Source organism: Lentzea flava (genome assembly GCF_014648475.1).
GTDB lineage: Bacteria > Actinomycetota > Actinomycetes > Mycobacteriales > Pseudonocardiaceae > Lentzea > Lentzea flava.
The window spans coordinates 118,678-134,085 of record NZ_BMRE01000004.1 but is presented as its reverse complement, the minus strand read 5'-3'; the positions used below and the strand labels follow the sequence as shown (position 1 = coordinate 134,085).

The window sequence follows — 15,408 nt, the reverse complement described above, 5'->3', positions numbered from 1 at the left end:
GAGAGAGCGAGTACATGAGGGGCCGATAGGCTTCCACGTGAGGGTCGTAGCCCAATTGGCAGAGGCACTGGGTTTAGGTCCCAGCCAGTGGGGGTTCGAGTCCCCCCGACCTCACTCGCAATTGGATGAGCTGTGCTCATGGACAGCATTCGCCCAGGTCGCTCGTGGTGTCTTGCGGGGGCGAAGCCCCCACGCCCCACCCGGCGGGCTCCACCCCCGGACCCCCGGGCCGGTCCGCGCGTTCAGCGGCTTGCTGTGGGGCTGACCCGCGGCGACCTGCTCCACTCCGCGATCTGGGCACGTGTCGTCAGGCCGAGCTTCTGCCGGATCCGCTGCAGGTGCGTCTCGACCATCCGTTGCGATATCCGCAGCTCCGCCCCGATGCTCACGTTCGTCCGCCCCGCCGCGACCAGGGCCACGACCTGCTGCTCACGTTCGCTGAGCTCCTGCGGCTCTGCCTGGTCCGCCAACGCGTAGGCCACCGCCTGTTCGCGGGTCATCTCCCGCCCCTCGGCGAGGCAGGTGTCGACGCCGCGCAACGCCACCCGTGACGCCCGCACGACCTCGATTACTTCCGCGTGCCACACCAGGTCGTCGGCGAACGCGCCCTCCCGCAGGCACGACGCCGCGCCCACGAGCCGCAACGCGCGCCGCGGATCGCCGCGCCGGTGCGCGATCAGGGCCAGGCCTTCCAGCACGTCCGCGACCCAGAAGCCGGACCGGCACGACCGCAGCGACTCCAGGAACGACTCCGCGGCCGCGTCGACCTCGTCGCGTTGCAGCGCGCGCACGCCGACCGTGTGCAGGAAGACCGACAACCTGCGCGGTGAAGCGAGACGCCGGTACACGGGCAGAACGTCGGCGATCAACGCGTCGGCGAACTCCACGTCGCCAGCGCGCAGTGCCGCCCATGCCAGGTTGTGCTCGATGATCGCCAGGTCCAGCGGGTTCGCGATGGGAGCGAGCAGGGCGACCGCCTCTTCGTAGTACTTGCGGGCCTCGCCGTTGCGTTCGGCGCGGACGTGCTCGCCGCCCAGCGCGTTGAGCGCCTGGGCGAGCAGCACCGGCTCCCCCAGCTCGCGGCCGAGCGTCACCGCCTCCTCGGCCCAGCGCAGGCCGGCGTTGTCCTCCGTGCCCGCGAGGTACGCGAGGTGGCACAGGGCGAGGCAGCGCACCGCCGGGTCGGCCTCCGCCGCTCGCACCGCCGCGTCGAGCAGCCACCGGCCCTGCGACACCCGGCCCTGGTCGCGCCACGCGGCGGCGAGCATCGTCGCGAGCCGCAGGTGGTGCGGATCCCCGGTGCGGGCGGTCCACTCGACGGCGCACTGCAGGGTGCCGCACTCGGCGATCAGCGGGTCGACGACCTCGGGGGTCGTGAAGACGGTCGCCGTGAAGTCCTGCCAGCGCGCGGCGAACCAGCGCACGATCCCCGCCATCACCGCATCGGACCGACCGGCGAGCTTCTCCCTGCCGTACAACCGGACCGACTCGAGCTGCTCGAACCGGCCGCCGCCGCAGAACGTCAGCAGCGACTTGGCCACGAGCGCGGACAGCAACGCCAGCACGTGGTCCGCCGGCAGGTCGCACGCAGCCACCGCGACGTCGAGACCGAAGCCGCCGGGCAGCGGCGAGAGGCAGCGGAACGCGTGCTGCTCGTCGGCGCTGAGGTGGTCGTAGCTCCACTCGATCGCGGCGCGCAGGCTCTGGTGGCGTTCGGCCGCCGTGCGGTTGCCGCGGTTGAGCAGCTCCAGCCGGTCGTCGAGGCGGGCCAGCAGTTCTTCGACCGGCAGCACGGTGACGAGCCGGGCTGCCAGCTCAATCGCGAGCGGCAGCCGGTCCAGGCGCCTGCACAACGTGGTGAGCGCGTCCCTGTCGTCGAGTTCCAGGCCGATCTGGTTGGCCCGCGCACGGTCGGCGAACAGCTCCACCGCGCACGTGATCGGCAACGGCCCCACCGCGAACAGCACCTCGCCGGGCACCCGCAGCGGTTCGCGGCTCGTCGCGATCACCCGGATCCCGGGGCAGCCGAGCAGCAACGGCTCCAGCAGCGCCGCGCACTCCGCCGCGACGTGCTCGCAGTTGTCCAGCACCAGCACCATCGTCCGGCGAGCCAGCGCGTGCACGAGGGTGCTCAGGACGGGTTCGCGGGTGACCTCGCCGATGCCGAGCGCCGTCGCGCACGCCAGCGCGACCTGGTTCGAGACCGAGGCCAGCTCGACCCATTCCACCCCGGCGCGATTCCGGGTGAACTCCTTGGCCAGCCTGGTCTTCCCGACTCCTGCCGGGCCGACGAGCGTGAGCACGCGGGCGTCGGCGAACGCGGCGAGACGGCCCAGTTCGTCGGCACGGCCGATGAAGCTGTCCAGCGCCGTGACCGGCTCGTTCGCACGTTGCCGGTAAGCCCGCTGACGGCAGGCGTTCGAGCAGTACCGCGCGTGTCTGCGCCGGGAGGTGGCGGTCGCGGCGCCGCAGGTCGCACACGTCCCCACCTGTTCGGCCATCAAACGCATCGTAGTCACCCGGTTACTGGGCGGAAAGGCCTTTCCGGGACGTTGTGGACCAATGACGCTTCAGCGCGTATACATCGGATCTGTCGCCGCCGCGACCGACGTTCTGGGAGGACTGGACATGCGGTTGTCCATCGCGCGATGGCGCGCGGCGGTACCCCTCGTCATCGCACTGGCAGCAGGTGCCACAACCCCTGTTGCATCAGCGCAAATCGACGTGTGGCCGAAGGCTGTCGTGCAGCTGTCGAACGGCGTTCCGACGCTGTCGGTGACCCGTGGCGGCACCACCGTGCTGGAGCCCAGTCCGCTGGGCGTGGTGACGGAAAGAGCGGATCTTTCCAGTGGACTGAAGCTCACTGGCCGCTCCGAACGACGCGTGGCCGAGCACTACACCGCGTCGTCGGGCAAGCAGCGGCAGCGCACGGTGATGCACAAAGAAGAGCGTTACTCGTTTTCCGGAGCGGCTCGCCTGGATCTCGTCGTGCGCACGGCGCGGGACGGCGTGGCGTACCGGTACGAGCTGCCGGCCGGGCTGGGCAACGTGTTGCGCGAGACGTCGGCGTTCGTGGTGCCTTCTGCTTCGACGGCGTGGATCGCGAAGTACCGGCGTGACTACGAAAACCCGTTCGTGCAAACCAATGCGGCCGCCGCGGAGACCGCCGAGTACCTGCACCCGGCCCTGTTCGAGACGAACGGCGTGTACTCGTTGCTCACCGAGTCCTCTGTGGATGGTCGCCACTCGGGTGCCCGGCTGGTGCACACCGCGGGTTCGAGCGCCTTCTCGATCAAGTACTGGGACGAGAAGGTGCTCGTCGACGGGCCGTGGCAGTCGCCGTGGCGCACGGCGATCGTGGGGTCTCTCGCTGACGTGTCGTCGTCGACGCTCGTGGACGACCTGGCGCCGCGCTCTCGGGTGCGCGACACGTCGTGGATCAAGCCCGGCAAGGTGTTCTGGAGCTGGCTCGCCGGTGGCCGTGAGGCTGGCCAGAGCCTCGCGCTGCAGAAGCAGTACGTGGACTACGCGGCGGCGCACGGCTGGCCGTACGCGCTGGTCGACGCGGGCTGGTACTTCGACCCGAACTGGGACTACGACCCGACGTGGGAGCAGACCTCGTGGATCCCATCCCTGGTGTCGTACGCGCGCGCTCGTGGCGTGAAGATCCATCTGTGGATCCACTACGACGAACTCGACACGCCTGCTGAGAGCGCTGCCCGCCTGGCGTTGTTCGAGAAGTGGGGCATCGCGGGCGTGAAGATCGACTTCATGGACTCCGACGGGCAGGACCGCTACCGCTGGTACGACCGGATTCTCGCGGAGACCGCCGCCCACAAGTTGCTGGTCAACTTCCACGGCTCGACGATCCCGCACGGCATTCACCGCACATGGCCGCACGTCATGACGATGGAAGCCGTACACGGCGGTGAGAAGTCTTCGGGTCTCACCGGAACGCACCTGACTTCTCTGCCGTTCACGCGCGGTGTCGTCGGTGGCATGGACTACACGCCGTTGGCTTGGCACCGGCCGTCCCGCACGACGTCCGACGCGCACGAGCTGGCTCTGACCGTGATCTACGAGTCGGGTCTCGCCAATCTGGCCGGACGTCCCGAGGACTACGCGGCGCGTCCCGTCGCGGAGCGGTTCATCGACCAGGTGCCGACGGCCTGGGACGAGACGCGGTTGCTGTCCGGGCGTCCCGCCGACCACTCGGTGTTCGCGCGGCGGTCCGGTGATCGGTGGTTCATCGGCGGTGGCTACTCGGGTGCCGCACGCACGGTGTCGGTGCCGTTCTCGTTGCCTGCCGGACGTTGGCTTGTGGAGATCACCCGGGACGGCCCTGCCGGTCTGGTGCGCGAGTCGCGGACCGTGCGTTCTGGTGATGTCCTGACATTGGACGTGGCGGCCAACGGCGGTTTCGCCGCCATCGCCTGCCGCGCGGGGTCGCGCACATGCGAGCGGCCGGTGTCCGCTGTGCCCGCGACGTCGGTCTCGGCTTCTGCTCGCGGCTTCACCGTGACCGGGCTGTTCACCACGCGTGAGGACGTGCGCGACGTCGTGCTGGCGCCGCGCGTGCCCGCCGGGTGGTCCGTGCAGGGGTCCGCGGTCTCGGCCCGGGTCGTGCGTCCCGGCCAGGCGCTGTCGGGCTCGTGGACGGTGGTGCCGCCCGCGCAGCCGTCGTCCTACGGCTACTTCGACATCCCGGTCGTGGCGTCGTTCAACCGCGGCGTGGAGGCCGAGAAGACCGCACGCGTGCACCTGGTCCGGCCTCTTTCCGATGGCTGGTCTTACCTCTCGGATCGGCCCTGGGCGTCGGCGGTCGGCGGTGACGGCCCGGTCGAGAAGGACATCACCAACGGCGGCACCGCTGCCGGGGACGGCCGCGGCATCGCCATCCGCCGCACGACCTATGGCAAGGGTCTCGGCACCCACGCGTCGTCGGAGATCACTTATGTCCTGGACGCGCGCTGCACCGGCTTCGCCGCTTCGGTAGGCGTGGACGACGAGGCCGGTCTGGACGTCGCCCGGCAACGCGCGGGCGGCACGGTGTCGTTCCAGGTGCTCGGCGACGGCGTGGTCCTGGCCGACACCGGACTGCTCGGAGTGCGCACCCCGGCCCGCGACCTGTCCGCGGACGTGACCGGCGTGAGGACTCTCACGCTGCGCGTTCTCGACGGCGGCGACGGCACGCAGAACGACCACGCTTCCTGGGCGGACGCGAGGATTCGCTGTTCCTGACGGTTTCCCGCAGCAATCGGGGTGCGGTTTCCCCCACCCCGATTCTGCGGTCCACCCCACTGTCCTCCCCTCACTTCCTCCGTAACTTGGACCCCATGAACCTGGTCGACTGGGTCACCGACCTGATGCAGACAGCCGGCGCCCCCGGAGCGGCCTTGGCCATCGCGCTGGAAAACCTGTTCCCGCCTCTACCCAGCGAGGTCTTCCTGCCCCTGGCCGGTTTCACCGCGGCCCAGGGCAAGATGTCGCTGCTCGACGCGATCCTCTGGACCACCTTCGGCTCCGTGGCGGGCGCCCTGCTGCTGTACTGGGTCGGCGCCCTGCTGGGCCGCGACCGCGTCCGCCGCGTGGCCATGCGCATGCCGCTGGTGCGAGTGTCCGACGTGGACAAGACCGAGGCGTGGTTCTTACGCAACGGCTACCGCGCGGTGTTCTTCGGCCGGATGATCCCGGTCTTCCGCAGCCTGATCTCGATCCCGGCAGGCATCGAGCGGATGCGGATGGCCCCGTTCCTCGCCTACACGGCGGCGGGCAGCCTGCTGTGGAACACGGCCCTGATCCTCGCGGGCTACCTGCTGGGCGACAACTGGCACCTGGTCGAGCAGTACGTGGGCCTCGCCTCGAAGGTGGTGCTGGGCCTGGCAGTCGTGGCCGTGGCGACCTTCGTGCTCACCCGGCTGGCGAAGAGGCGCGAGACCTCGCGCCTTTGAGCCGCGCGCCCGCCAAGGCACCGCCAGCCTTGACCGGGCCTACCGACAGCCCCGCGCCCGATGAAGTGGCCACCGCCACGCGCGTGCCACCAACAGTCCGGACGCGACAAGGCGTGCGCCGCCACCTACGTCCCGACCAACCCGGAGGCCAGCGCCCGCAGGCGCAACACCACCAGGCACTCACGGCCGCACCAGACCCACGGCCGCGCCCACCAACAATCCACACCCGACAAGGCGGCCACCGTCACCCACCAACCCGGAGACCACCACCCGCGAGTGCAACGACACCGGGCACTCAAGGCCCGCACCAGCACCACGGCCGCGACTCGCGCCCGCCGAAGTCCTCCCGAGTCCCACCAACCGCGACCGCTGCTCTACCGGGCAGCCGCCAACTCCGCACCGTCGAGATACCGCACCAACTCGCGAACAGCACTGCGCCCAGCCCGGTTGGCCCCGATCGTGCTGGCCGACGGCCCATAGCCGACAAGGTGAATGCGGGGATCGCTCACCACGCGAGTCCCGTCGACCTGGATACCGCCACCCGCCGACCGCAGGTGCAACGGCGCCAGGTGCTCGAGGTCGTGCCGGAACCCGGTCGCCCACAGGATCACGTCGGCGTCGAAGTGCTCCCCCGACGCCCACTCGACCCCGGAAGGAGTGATGCGCTCGAACATCGGCTTGCGGTCCAGCACCCCGGACGCGATCGCGGCCCGCGTCTGGTCGTTCAAGGCCAGGCCGGTCACGCTCACCACGCTGCGCGGGATGAGTCCCTTGCGGACGCGTTCGTCGACCATGCCGACGACCCAGCGGCCGTAGTCCTCGGTGAACGGTCCTTCCCGCCACACCGGCTCGTGCCGCGTGACCCAGCGGGTTTCCGAAGCGAAAGGAGCGAGTTCCATGAGTTGTTGCGTCGCGGACGCTCCACCGCCGACGACCACCACGCGCTTACCCGCGAACTCCTCAGGCCCCTGGTAGTCGGCGGTGTGCAGCTGGCGGCCGCGGAACGTCTCCTGGCCGGGGTAGTACGGCCAGAACGGGCGGCGCCACGTGCCGGTCGCGTTGATCAGGCCGCGGGTGGTCCAGACGCCGTCGGAGGTCTCGACCTTCAGCAGTGAGCCGTCGTTCACCACCTGGGTGACGTTCACCGGGCGGATCACCGGCAGGTCGAAGAGCTGTTCGTAGCGGGCGAAGTACGACGGGATCGCGACGTTCGCCGGCTCGTCCGGTGCGGGTTGTTCGAACGGCATGCCGGGCAGCTCGTGGATGCCGTGCACGGTTCGCATCCGCAGCGAAGGCCAGCGGTGCAGCCAGGCGCCGCCGGGAGCGTCGTTCGCGTCGAGCACCACGTGGTCGACGTTGCGCCGTCGCAGGAAGTAGGAGGCGGACAGGCCCGCCTGTCCCGCGCCGATCACCACCACATCCGTCACATCACAGTCAACCGAAAGCGTGCGCTGGTTCTTCTCAGGTGTGATCCACGGATCATTCGCCGCTAGCGTCCGGGGTCGTGCATCTGCTGCTGGCGATGGCCTTGCTCGCGACGCCCGTTCCGACGACGACGGTCTCGTACGCCGTGTACGACCGGATCACGCACACGCTCACAGGAAAGGACGTGCACAAGCCGATCAGATCAGCCTCGCTGGTGAAGATCCTCATCGCCATCGAGCAGCTGGAGACGCGCGGCGACGATCCGCGCATCGAGCCGATGTTGCGCGCGAGCGACGACTACGCGGCGAGCGAGCTCTGGGTGGAGAACGGCTGGGAGCAGGTCGTCGTCCGCACGGCCGAGCGTCTCGGGCTGAAGGACACGCGGCCGCCGGAGAGGCGCGGCATGTGGGGCTACACCGCGGTGAGCGCCCACGACGTCGTGAAGATCTACCGGTACGTGCTCGAGGACGCGAAGCCGAAGGTGCGCCGCACGATCATGGGGCATCTGCACCGGGCGGAGAAGTGCGCGTCCGACGGCTTCGACCAGTCGTTCGGGCTGCCGTCGGCCACCTGGTGGCCGGCGTTCAAGCAGGGCTGGTCCGGGTTCGGTGATCCGGCGAAGCCGTGCGTCGACAGGCCGCGCCCGCGTGTGCAGTGGGACCTCGACCTGAAGTCGCCCGCCATGCACACGTCGGGGACGTGCCTGTTCAGCATCGTCGCGGTGCTGACCCTGCACCCCGAGGGCACCACGTACGAGCAGGCCGCGAAACGAGTTACCCGCGTCACGGAAGAAGTCACCAAGCATCGGTGTTGATCGATGTATGAGCCGACTGAGTGAGATCCCGCTGTCCGTTCTCGACCTCGCCCCGATCACGTCGGGATCGGACGCGACGACCGCGCTGCGGAACTCCCGTGAGCTCGCTCAGCAGGCCGAACGGCTCGGCTACCACCGCTACTGGTTCGCCGAGCACCACAACATGCCCGGCATCGCGTCCTCCGCGCCCGCCGTGCTGATCGGGCACATCGCCGACGCCACGTCGACGATCCGCGTCGGCTCGGGCGGCGTGATGCTGCCCAACCACGCTCCGCTCGTGGTCGCGGAGCAGTTCGGCATGCTCGAGGCCCTGCACCCCGGCCGCATCGACCTCGGCATCGGCCGCGCGCCCGGCACCGACCAGAAGACGGCACGGGCGTTGCGGCGCACCGAGGCCGGGTTGTCGGCGGAGAACTTCCCGCAGGAGCTGACCGAGCTCATCAAGTACTTCGAGGGCACCGCCGAGCTCAACGCCGTGCCCGCCGCAGGCAACAAGCCGCCGATCTGGCTGCTCGGCTCGTCCGGCTACAGCGCGCAGGCCGCTGGTCTGCTGGGCCTGCCGTTCGCCTTCGCCCACCACTTCAGCGCGCAGAACACGCTGCCGGCGCTGGAGCTGTACCGGCGGCACTTCCGCCCGTCCGAGGTTCTCGCCGAGCCGTACGCGATGGTGTGCGCCTCGGTGATCGTCGCGGACACCGACGAGCACGCGCGCTGGATCGCCGGTCCGGGCGCGCTGTCGTTCGTGCGGCTGCGTCAGGGCCGTCCAGCACCGCTGGCCACGCCGGAGGAGGCAGCGGCCTACCCGTACACCGAGATCGACCGGCTGGTGGTGGAAGATCGCATGTCCACCCAGATCATCGGCTCCCCCGAAACGGTCCGCGCCGGGCTCGACGAGTTGATGGAGTCGACGGCCGCCGACGAACTCATGGTGACGACCATCGTGGACGGGCACGAAGACCGCCTTCGTTCGTTCGAATTGCTCAGCGAGGTGGCCGAACGGACGCCTTCGATGGGCCGTTCAGCCGCACATACGTGAGTCGGTCAGGCGTGAGCTTCACGTTTCGTACGACTGCCGCTGGTCTGAACGGGTGATAAACGGCTCCGCTTGTAGCGCCAGACACACCCTGCGCGATGATCGGTGTGAGCGCGCACGCCCCCCGACGCGCTCCCTAGCTTCACCAGGCGGTCGGCGTGGGGCAGGCGCACTTGTGTGGCGCCGCCCACGCCGCCCATCACGAGACGGCCACGGCCCGGCACCAGGTCCGCTTCAAGGCCCTCTTTCGGTCCCCGCCACCCCTTCGGCACCGTCACAGTTGACGGGAGTCGTTCACACCCACCGCCGGGGTGGGAAAGGGGAGTTCGTGAAGTTCGCCAACTCGGCCGCGGGCCTGTGCCTGTTGCTGGCCGTGGCGGGATGTGCGGGCCCCAGCGTCGCCGTCACCCCGGACGAGAACCTGACGGTCGAACAGCGAGCCGAGACGCCCAGCGCCTCGGGCGCCGCCGCCTTCGGCACCCAGCGTGTGTGGACCTCCGGCCTCTCCGTGGTGGTGTCCGCTCCCCGCTCGCTGACCCCGTCCTCGACGGCCATCCCGCCCGCCAAGCGCACCGCGGTGTTCACGATCACGGTCTACAACGGCTCCAAAGCCTCCTACCGCCCCTCCCAGCTCGCCGTGCGCGCCACGGCCGACGGCAACCCGGCCGCCGAGCTCGTCGACTCCGTGCAGGGCCTCAACGGCCTCGCCGCGGCCGTCGCCGAACTGCCGCCGGGCCGCGACACCCAGATCCAGCTGGCGTTCGCGGTCTCGGAGCTGCCGGTGCAGATGCAGCTGACCATCCAGCCGGGAGGACAGGGCCAGGACGCGGCCACGGTGTTCGAAGGCCGGGCCTAGGCTCGGGGCATGACCAGTCGTCTCGAACCTGGCGACACCGCGCCCGCGTTCACGCTGCCCGACAGCGAGGGCAAGCCGGTGTCCCTGTCCGACTACCTCGGCAAGTCCGTCGTCGTGTACTTCTACCCGGCCGCCGGCACGCCGGGCTGCACGAAGCAGGCGTGCGACTTCCGCGACAGCCTCGCCCAGCTCAACGACCTCGGTTACGAGGTCATCGGCATCTCCCCCGACAAGCAGGAGAAGCTCGCGAAGTTCCGCGACGCCGAGGGCCTGACCTTCCCGCTGCTCGGCGACCCGGACAAGAAGGTCCTGGTCGAATGGGGCGCGTTCGGCGAGAAGCAGAACTACGGCCGCACCGTCCAGGGCGTGATCCGCTCGACGTTCCTCGTCGGCCCCGACGGCAAGATCGTCAAGGCCATGTACAACGTGCGCGCCACCGGCCACGTCGCGAAGCTGCTGCGCGAACTGCCCTCCTGAAATGTGATGCCGTCGCCGCAATACTTGCGGCGACGGCCCCTTCCTGAGGTATGGTCGGGTGGAGGGCGTGCAACAAAGCCGCCCCTGTTCCGGTGAGGGTGATACACCGTGTGTCGCTTGACGGCACCTCGCGGCCCCGACATCCCGTCTGATTTCGTCCTGCGTGTCCACTTCCCCACGCGCGGCGGTTGACCTGGGCTTTTGAGCCCGCGGTCCATCGTTCCTCCAAACACGTACGCCTAGCGCTGCGTGCATTTCGTGCTGGGAAAATTCAATGCTCAAGTGGATACTGCTGACCGTCGCCGTAGGCGCGGAAGTTTTCGCAACCCTTTGTCTCAAGTACTCCGACGGCTTCACAAAGCCGTGGCCGGTGATCGGCTTGGGCGCAGGCTTCCTGACCGCCCTGTACCTCGAATCGGTGGTGATCCGCATGGGCCTGCCCGTCGCCATCACCTACGCGATCTGGGCGGGCGCCGGCATCGCCCTGGTGGCCGTGACGAGCCGGGTGTTGTTCGCCGACCCGCTCAACCTCGCGATGCTGGCGGGCATGGCCCTCATCGCGGCAGGCGTGTGCGTCGTGTCCGTTGCGTCCCACGCGCAGGCGGCCACCGTCTAACCTCGTTTGGGTGCACTTCGAGATCGCCGCCGTCTCCGAGCTGGGCCAGTCGGTGGCGATGCGCGCCGCCACCGAGTGGCTCGCGCGCCACACCGACGAGCGCACCCTGTCGCTGGCCGACCTGGCCGCCCTGGAGCTCGCCAAACCCACCCAGCGAGCCAAGCTGGACACCCTGATCCAGCACATCGGCCACCAGGTGACCGAACAGCTGGAGCCCGTCCTCGAACGCTTCACCGAAGACGAGATCGCCGCCTCCGTGCACGCCGTGGAGGCGGCGCTGTCGTCCGTCGACCTGTCCGACGAGGCCCTGCTCGCCGACGACGCCGACCCCGAGGTCCTGGCCCAGCGCATCCGCCGCTCGCTGCCACGCACCGACCTCGGCCGGTGCTGCGACATCGCGCTCGACCAGTCGTGCCGCTACCTCGTGCAGATCATCAGGCATCTGCCGTCGTTCCAGCCGCGCGCACTGGCCGAGGTGCTGTCCCGCGCCACCGCCCAGGCCGCACTGCTCGAAGACGTCCTGGCCCGGCTCCCCCGCACCTCGCTCTACGCCCCGCAGGGCACCGGCAACGACGACGAGTTCCGCGACGAGTACCTGCGCTACATCGCGGCGCACCTGGACCGCCTGGAACTCCTCGGTCTGTCCATGAAGGACCGACCGCGCCTTGCGCTGAGCGTCGCCTACCTGAGCCTGACCGTTTCGGGCCGGGAACGGCGGCAGCGCGAGTGGTTCGGCGAGCCCGATCACCAGCCGCACTCCGGGATCCGGGTGGAGTCGGCGCTGGTCGAGCGGACCTTCGTGCGCGGCGAAGCGGGATCCGGCAAGACGACGCTGCTCGACTGGCTCGCCGTCACGGCCGCGCGCGGCGGGTTCACCGGCAACCTGCAGTCGTGGAACGGCCTGATCCCGTTCCCGATCCGGTTGCGCGCGTACGCCGACTCGCCGCTGCCCACCAAGCCGGAGGAGTTCGTCACCGGCTGGCTGGCCGGGATCATGCCGACCGGCTGGGTCCACCGCGTTCTGCAAGCGGGCAAAGGACTTCTGCTCGTGGACGGCGTCGACGAGGTGCCGCCGTCCAAGCGCCAGAACGTCCGCGAGTGGCTCCGCGAGCTCGTCCACGTCTTCCCGGCCGCTCAGGTCGTGGTGACGGCCCGCCCGGCCGCCGCGGACGAGAAGTGGCTGGCGGAGCTGGACTTCTCGTCGGTCGAACTGGAACACATGAGTCCGGGCGACGTCAGGGTGTTCCTCCAGCGGTGGCACGAGGCCGCCGATGCGCCGGAGGAAGCACAACGACGGCTCGTCACCCAGCTCGACAGCCGCGAACACCTGCGGTCGCTGGCTTCGTCACCGCTGTTGTGCGCGATGTTGTGCGCGCTGAACCTCAGACGGGTTTCCGAACTGCCGCAGAGCCGCATGGAGTTGTACGCGGCGGCCCTCACGATGCTGCTCGACCTGCGCGACGCCGAACGCGGCATCGCCCGCATCCTGAACACGTCGGACAAGATCGTGTTGCTGCGGGATCTCGCGTGGCGGCTGACACTGGGCGGGCGGACCCAGCTGCCGACCACCAAGGTGCACGAGCACGTGGCGCGCAAGATCCGCTCGATGCCCAACGTCGACGAGGAACCCGGCGGCGTCGTCACGCACCTGCTGGAACGCAGCGGCGTCATCCGCGAGCCCGTGCCGGGCCAGGTCGACTTCGTGCACCGGACGTTCCAGGAGTACCTGGCCGGCGAGGAGGCGATGCAGGACGGGCAGATCGAGACCCTGGTCGCCCACGCCCACCAGGACTCGTGGACCCAGACGATCGTGCTGGCCTGCGGCCACGGCCAGCGCGCCCAGGTGAGCGAACTGCTCACCGAGGTGCTCGACCGCGCCGACCGCGAACCGCGCAGGGCACGACGGCTGCGACTGTTGGCCGCCGCGTGCCTGGAGACCGTCCGGGATGTCGACGCCGAGGTGCACGACCGCATCGACGCGATCATCAGGGACAAGCTGGTTCCGCCTCGCGGCAAGAAGGAGACCGCGTCGCTGGCGACGATCGGACATCGCCTCCTCCGGTATCTGCCGAAGACTCTCGACGGACTGTCCGACGCGGCCGCGGGTGCGACGGTCCGCAGCGCCGCGCTGGTGGGCTCACCGGAAGCCATGACGTTGCTCGCCGGGTACGCCGGCGACCCACGGCTGAACGTGCAGGAGGAACTGCTCGACGCGTGGCTCAGGTTCGATCCCCTGCGCTATGCGGAGGACGTGCTGGCGGACGCGCCCTTGGCCGACGGCTATGCGCGGATCAAGGCCACCCGGCTGATCCCCTACCTTTCACTGCTCCGCCGCCTCGTGGGCACCGACATCTTCCTCTCCTCCAGCAACATACCGTCCGACCTGCGGTTTCTCAGCGAGGTGAAGGAGCTGCGGTACCTCAGCGCCAACCTGAGAGGTGAAGTCGACCTGAGCCCTCTGGCGTCGACCGAACCGCGGTTCGTGGTTCTGGTGAACGCGCGGCGGTTCACGAACACCGACCAGCTCCCGCACGACCTGTACTCGCTCATCCTCACCCAGCGGGAACCCTGGGACGACCTCGGATTCCTCCGCGGACGTTCCTTCCAGAACCTCACGTTGAGCAGGATCGCGCCTGGCCGTGTCGCGGACGCGATAGGTGACGTGACGCGCCTGCACAAGCTGGGTTGCTTCGACTGGGATGACCTGAGCGTCATCCCGGAGATTCCCGGGTTGCGGGAACTCGAGCTGATGAGCAACCGCCCGATCGATGTCCGCCCGCTGCGCGGGACACCTTTGCTGCTGTGGCTGAACCGCCGCAACACCCACATCGGGCTACAAGAGCTCGGCCCCGATGTGAAGGTCGAGTGGTACGGCTAGACCAGCTTGCGCAGGTGCGGAACCAGGAGCTTCAGGGCGCGGCCGCGGTGCGACTCCGCGTCCTTCTGCTCGGCTGTCATCTCGGCAGACGTGATCGAGTACCCCTCGGGCACGAAGATCGGGTCGTAGCCGAACCCGTTGGTACCGCGCCGTTCCCGCAGCAACGTCCCGCGCCACTCGCCGCGCACGACGACTTCCTCGCCACCAGGCACGACCATCGCCACGACCGACACGAACGCCGCGCCGCGCCGCTCGTCCGGCACGTCGCCGAGCTGTCCCAAAAGCAAGTCCAGGTTGGCCTCGTCGTCACCATGACGACCGGACCACCGGGCGGACAGCACGCCCGGCATGCCGTTCAGCTCGTCCACCGCGAGCCCGGAGTCGTCCGCGACGGACACCAGGCCAGTGGCCGCAGCGGCGTCGCGGGCCTTGGCCAGCGCGTTGCCCTCGAAGTCCGGCGCCGTCTCAGGCGCCTCGGGAAACGGCGGCACATCGGACAGCGACAGCACCTCGATGCCGTCCAACCCTTCGGCGACAACGATGCGCTGCAGCTCGCGGAGCTTCTTGGCGTTGCGGGAGGCGAGCAGGAGCTTCATCGCCTGCCCGCCTTCGGCTCGGGCAGCACGCCGGGGTACGGCTCGGCCAGCGCTGCCGCCTGGATGCGGTTCAGCTCGGCACAGCCCAGCAGCGCCACGTCCAGCATGCGGTCCAAAGTGGACCGGGCGAAGGTCGCGCCCTCGCCGGTGCCCTGCACCTCGATCAGCGTGCCCGCGTCGGTGGCGACGACGTTCATGTCGACCTCGGCCCGCGAGTCCTCCTCGTAGGGCAGGTCCAGTCGCACGCGGCCGTCGACCACGCCGACGGACACGGCGGACACCGCGCAGGACAGCGGGTTCGGGTCGGCCAGGCGGCCGGCGGCGCCCAGGTACGTCACGGCGTCGGCCAGGGCCACGTAGGCGCCGGTGATCGCCGCGGTGCGGGTGCCGCCGTCGGCCTGGATGACGTCGCAGTCGATGACGATGGTGTTCTCGCCCAGGGCGGCGAGGTCGATGCAGGCGCGCAGCGACCGGCCGATCAGGCGCGAGATCTCGTGCGTGCGGCCGCCGATGCGGCCCTTCACGGACTCGCGGTCGCTGCGGCTGTGCGTGGCGGAGGGGAGCATCGCGTACTCGGCGGTCACCCAGCCGAGGCCGGAACCCTGGCGCCAGCGGGGGACGCCTTCGGTGACACTCGCGGCGCACAGCACGCGGGTGTTCCCGAACTCGATCAGGACCGAGCCCGCGGGCCAGGTCTGATATCCACGCGTGATCCGGATGTCACGCAACACGTCGTCGTTTCGGCCGTCGCTTCGCACCACG

The 15,408-nt window shown here is 69.6% G+C and carries 12 protein-coding genes and 1 tRNA gene; 9 read left to right on the top strand and 4 right to left on the bottom strand.

The window, feature by feature from the left end; genetic code table 11:
• Positions 1 to 39: 39 nt before the first annotated feature.
• A tRNA-Leu gene (locus IEZ09_RS08855) sits at positions 40 to 114 on the top strand.
• Positions 115 to 242: 128 nt separating this feature from the next.
• On the opposite strand, the gene IEZ09_RS08850 is transcribed toward IEZ09_RS08855, so the two are convergent.
• Entirely contained in the window at positions 243 to 2,501 is a 2,259-nt protein-coding gene (locus IEZ09_RS08850) for an ATP-binding protein (RefSeq protein WP_189253115.1), read from the bottom strand.
• Positions 2,502 to 2,724: 223 nt separating this feature from the next.
• On the opposite strand from IEZ09_RS08850, the gene IEZ09_RS08845 reads away from it, so the two are divergent.
• Positions 2,725 to 5,241, top strand: coding sequence for an NPCBM/NEW2 domain-containing protein (locus IEZ09_RS08845; RefSeq protein WP_229812365.1), 2,517 nt, complete (start codon positions 2,725 to 2,727; stop codon positions 5,239 to 5,241).
• Positions 5,242 to 5,336: 95 nt separating this feature from the next.
• Complete coding sequence (locus tag IEZ09_RS08840; protein ID WP_189253113.1) at positions 5,337 to 5,951, top strand: DedA family protein; 615 nt, start codon at positions 5,337 to 5,339, stop codon at positions 5,949 to 5,951.
• A gap of 374 nt (positions 5,952 to 6,325) precedes the next feature.
• Here IEZ09_RS08840 and IEZ09_RS08835 read toward each other — a convergent pair whose 3' ends face one another.
• Positions 6,326 to 7,378 carry an NAD(P)-binding domain-containing protein gene (locus IEZ09_RS08835; protein ID WP_189253112.1) on the bottom strand — a complete coding sequence of 351 codons (1,053 nt, stop codon included), beginning with the start codon at positions 7,376 to 7,378 and terminating at the stop codon, positions 6,326 to 6,328.
• A 77-nt stretch (positions 7,379 to 7,455) separates the two neighbouring features.
• Here IEZ09_RS08835 and IEZ09_RS08830 point away from each other — a divergent pair, with 77 nt between their 5' ends.
• The 6 genes from IEZ09_RS08830 to IEZ09_RS08805 all read left to right on the top strand — a co-directional run bounded on the left by IEZ09_RS08830 (position 7,456) and on the right by IEZ09_RS08805 (position 14,050).
• A complete protein-coding gene (locus IEZ09_RS08830; protein ID WP_229812363.1) occupies positions 7,456 to 8,190 on the top strand; it encodes a hypothetical protein in 735 nt (244 codons plus the stop codon).
• Positions 8,191 to 8,197: 7 nt separating this feature from the next.
• Complete coding sequence (locus IEZ09_RS08825; protein ID WP_189253111.1) at positions 8,198 to 9,226, top strand: LLM class flavin-dependent oxidoreductase; 1,029 nt, start codon at positions 8,198 to 8,200, stop codon at positions 9,224 to 9,226.
• 325 nt (positions 9,227 to 9,551) lie between these two features.
• A complete protein-coding gene (locus IEZ09_RS08820; RefSeq protein WP_189253110.1) occupies positions 9,552 to 10,079 on the top strand; it encodes a hypothetical protein in 528 nt (175 codons plus the stop codon).
• Between the two features lie 9 nt (positions 10,080 to 10,088).
• Complete coding sequence (gene bcp / locus IEZ09_RS08815) at positions 10,089 to 10,556, top strand: thioredoxin-dependent thiol peroxidase (RefSeq protein WP_189253109.1); 468 nt, start codon at positions 10,089 to 10,091, stop codon at positions 10,554 to 10,556.
• Positions 10,557 to 10,830: 274 nt separating this feature from the next.
• Entirely contained in the window at positions 10,831 to 11,172 is a 342-nt protein-coding gene (locus IEZ09_RS08810) for a DMT family transporter (RefSeq protein WP_189253108.1), read from the top strand.
• 10 nt (positions 11,173 to 11,182) lie between these two features.
• The gene (locus tag IEZ09_RS08805) at positions 11,183 to 14,050 is read left to right on the top strand and encodes an NACHT domain-containing protein (RefSeq protein ID WP_189253107.1); all 2,868 of its coding nucleotides are present in this window, start codon (positions 11,183 to 11,185) and stop codon (positions 14,048 to 14,050) included.
• On the opposite strand, the gene rdgB is transcribed toward IEZ09_RS08805, so the two are convergent.
• Positions 14,047 to 14,646, bottom strand: a complete 600-nt coding sequence (gene rdgB, locus IEZ09_RS08800; RefSeq protein ID WP_189253106.1) for an RdgB/HAM1 family non-canonical purine NTP pyrophosphatase — start codon at positions 14,644 to 14,646, stop codon at positions 14,047 to 14,049. The genes IEZ09_RS08805 and rdgB overlap by 4 nt on opposite strands.
• A complete protein-coding gene (rph, locus tag IEZ09_RS08795; protein ID WP_189253105.1) occupies positions 14,643 to 15,407 on the bottom strand; it encodes a ribonuclease PH in 765 nt (254 codons plus the stop codon). The genes rdgB and rph overlap by 4 nt, the downstream gene beginning before the upstream one ends.
• Position 15,408: the final 1 nt, after the last annotated feature.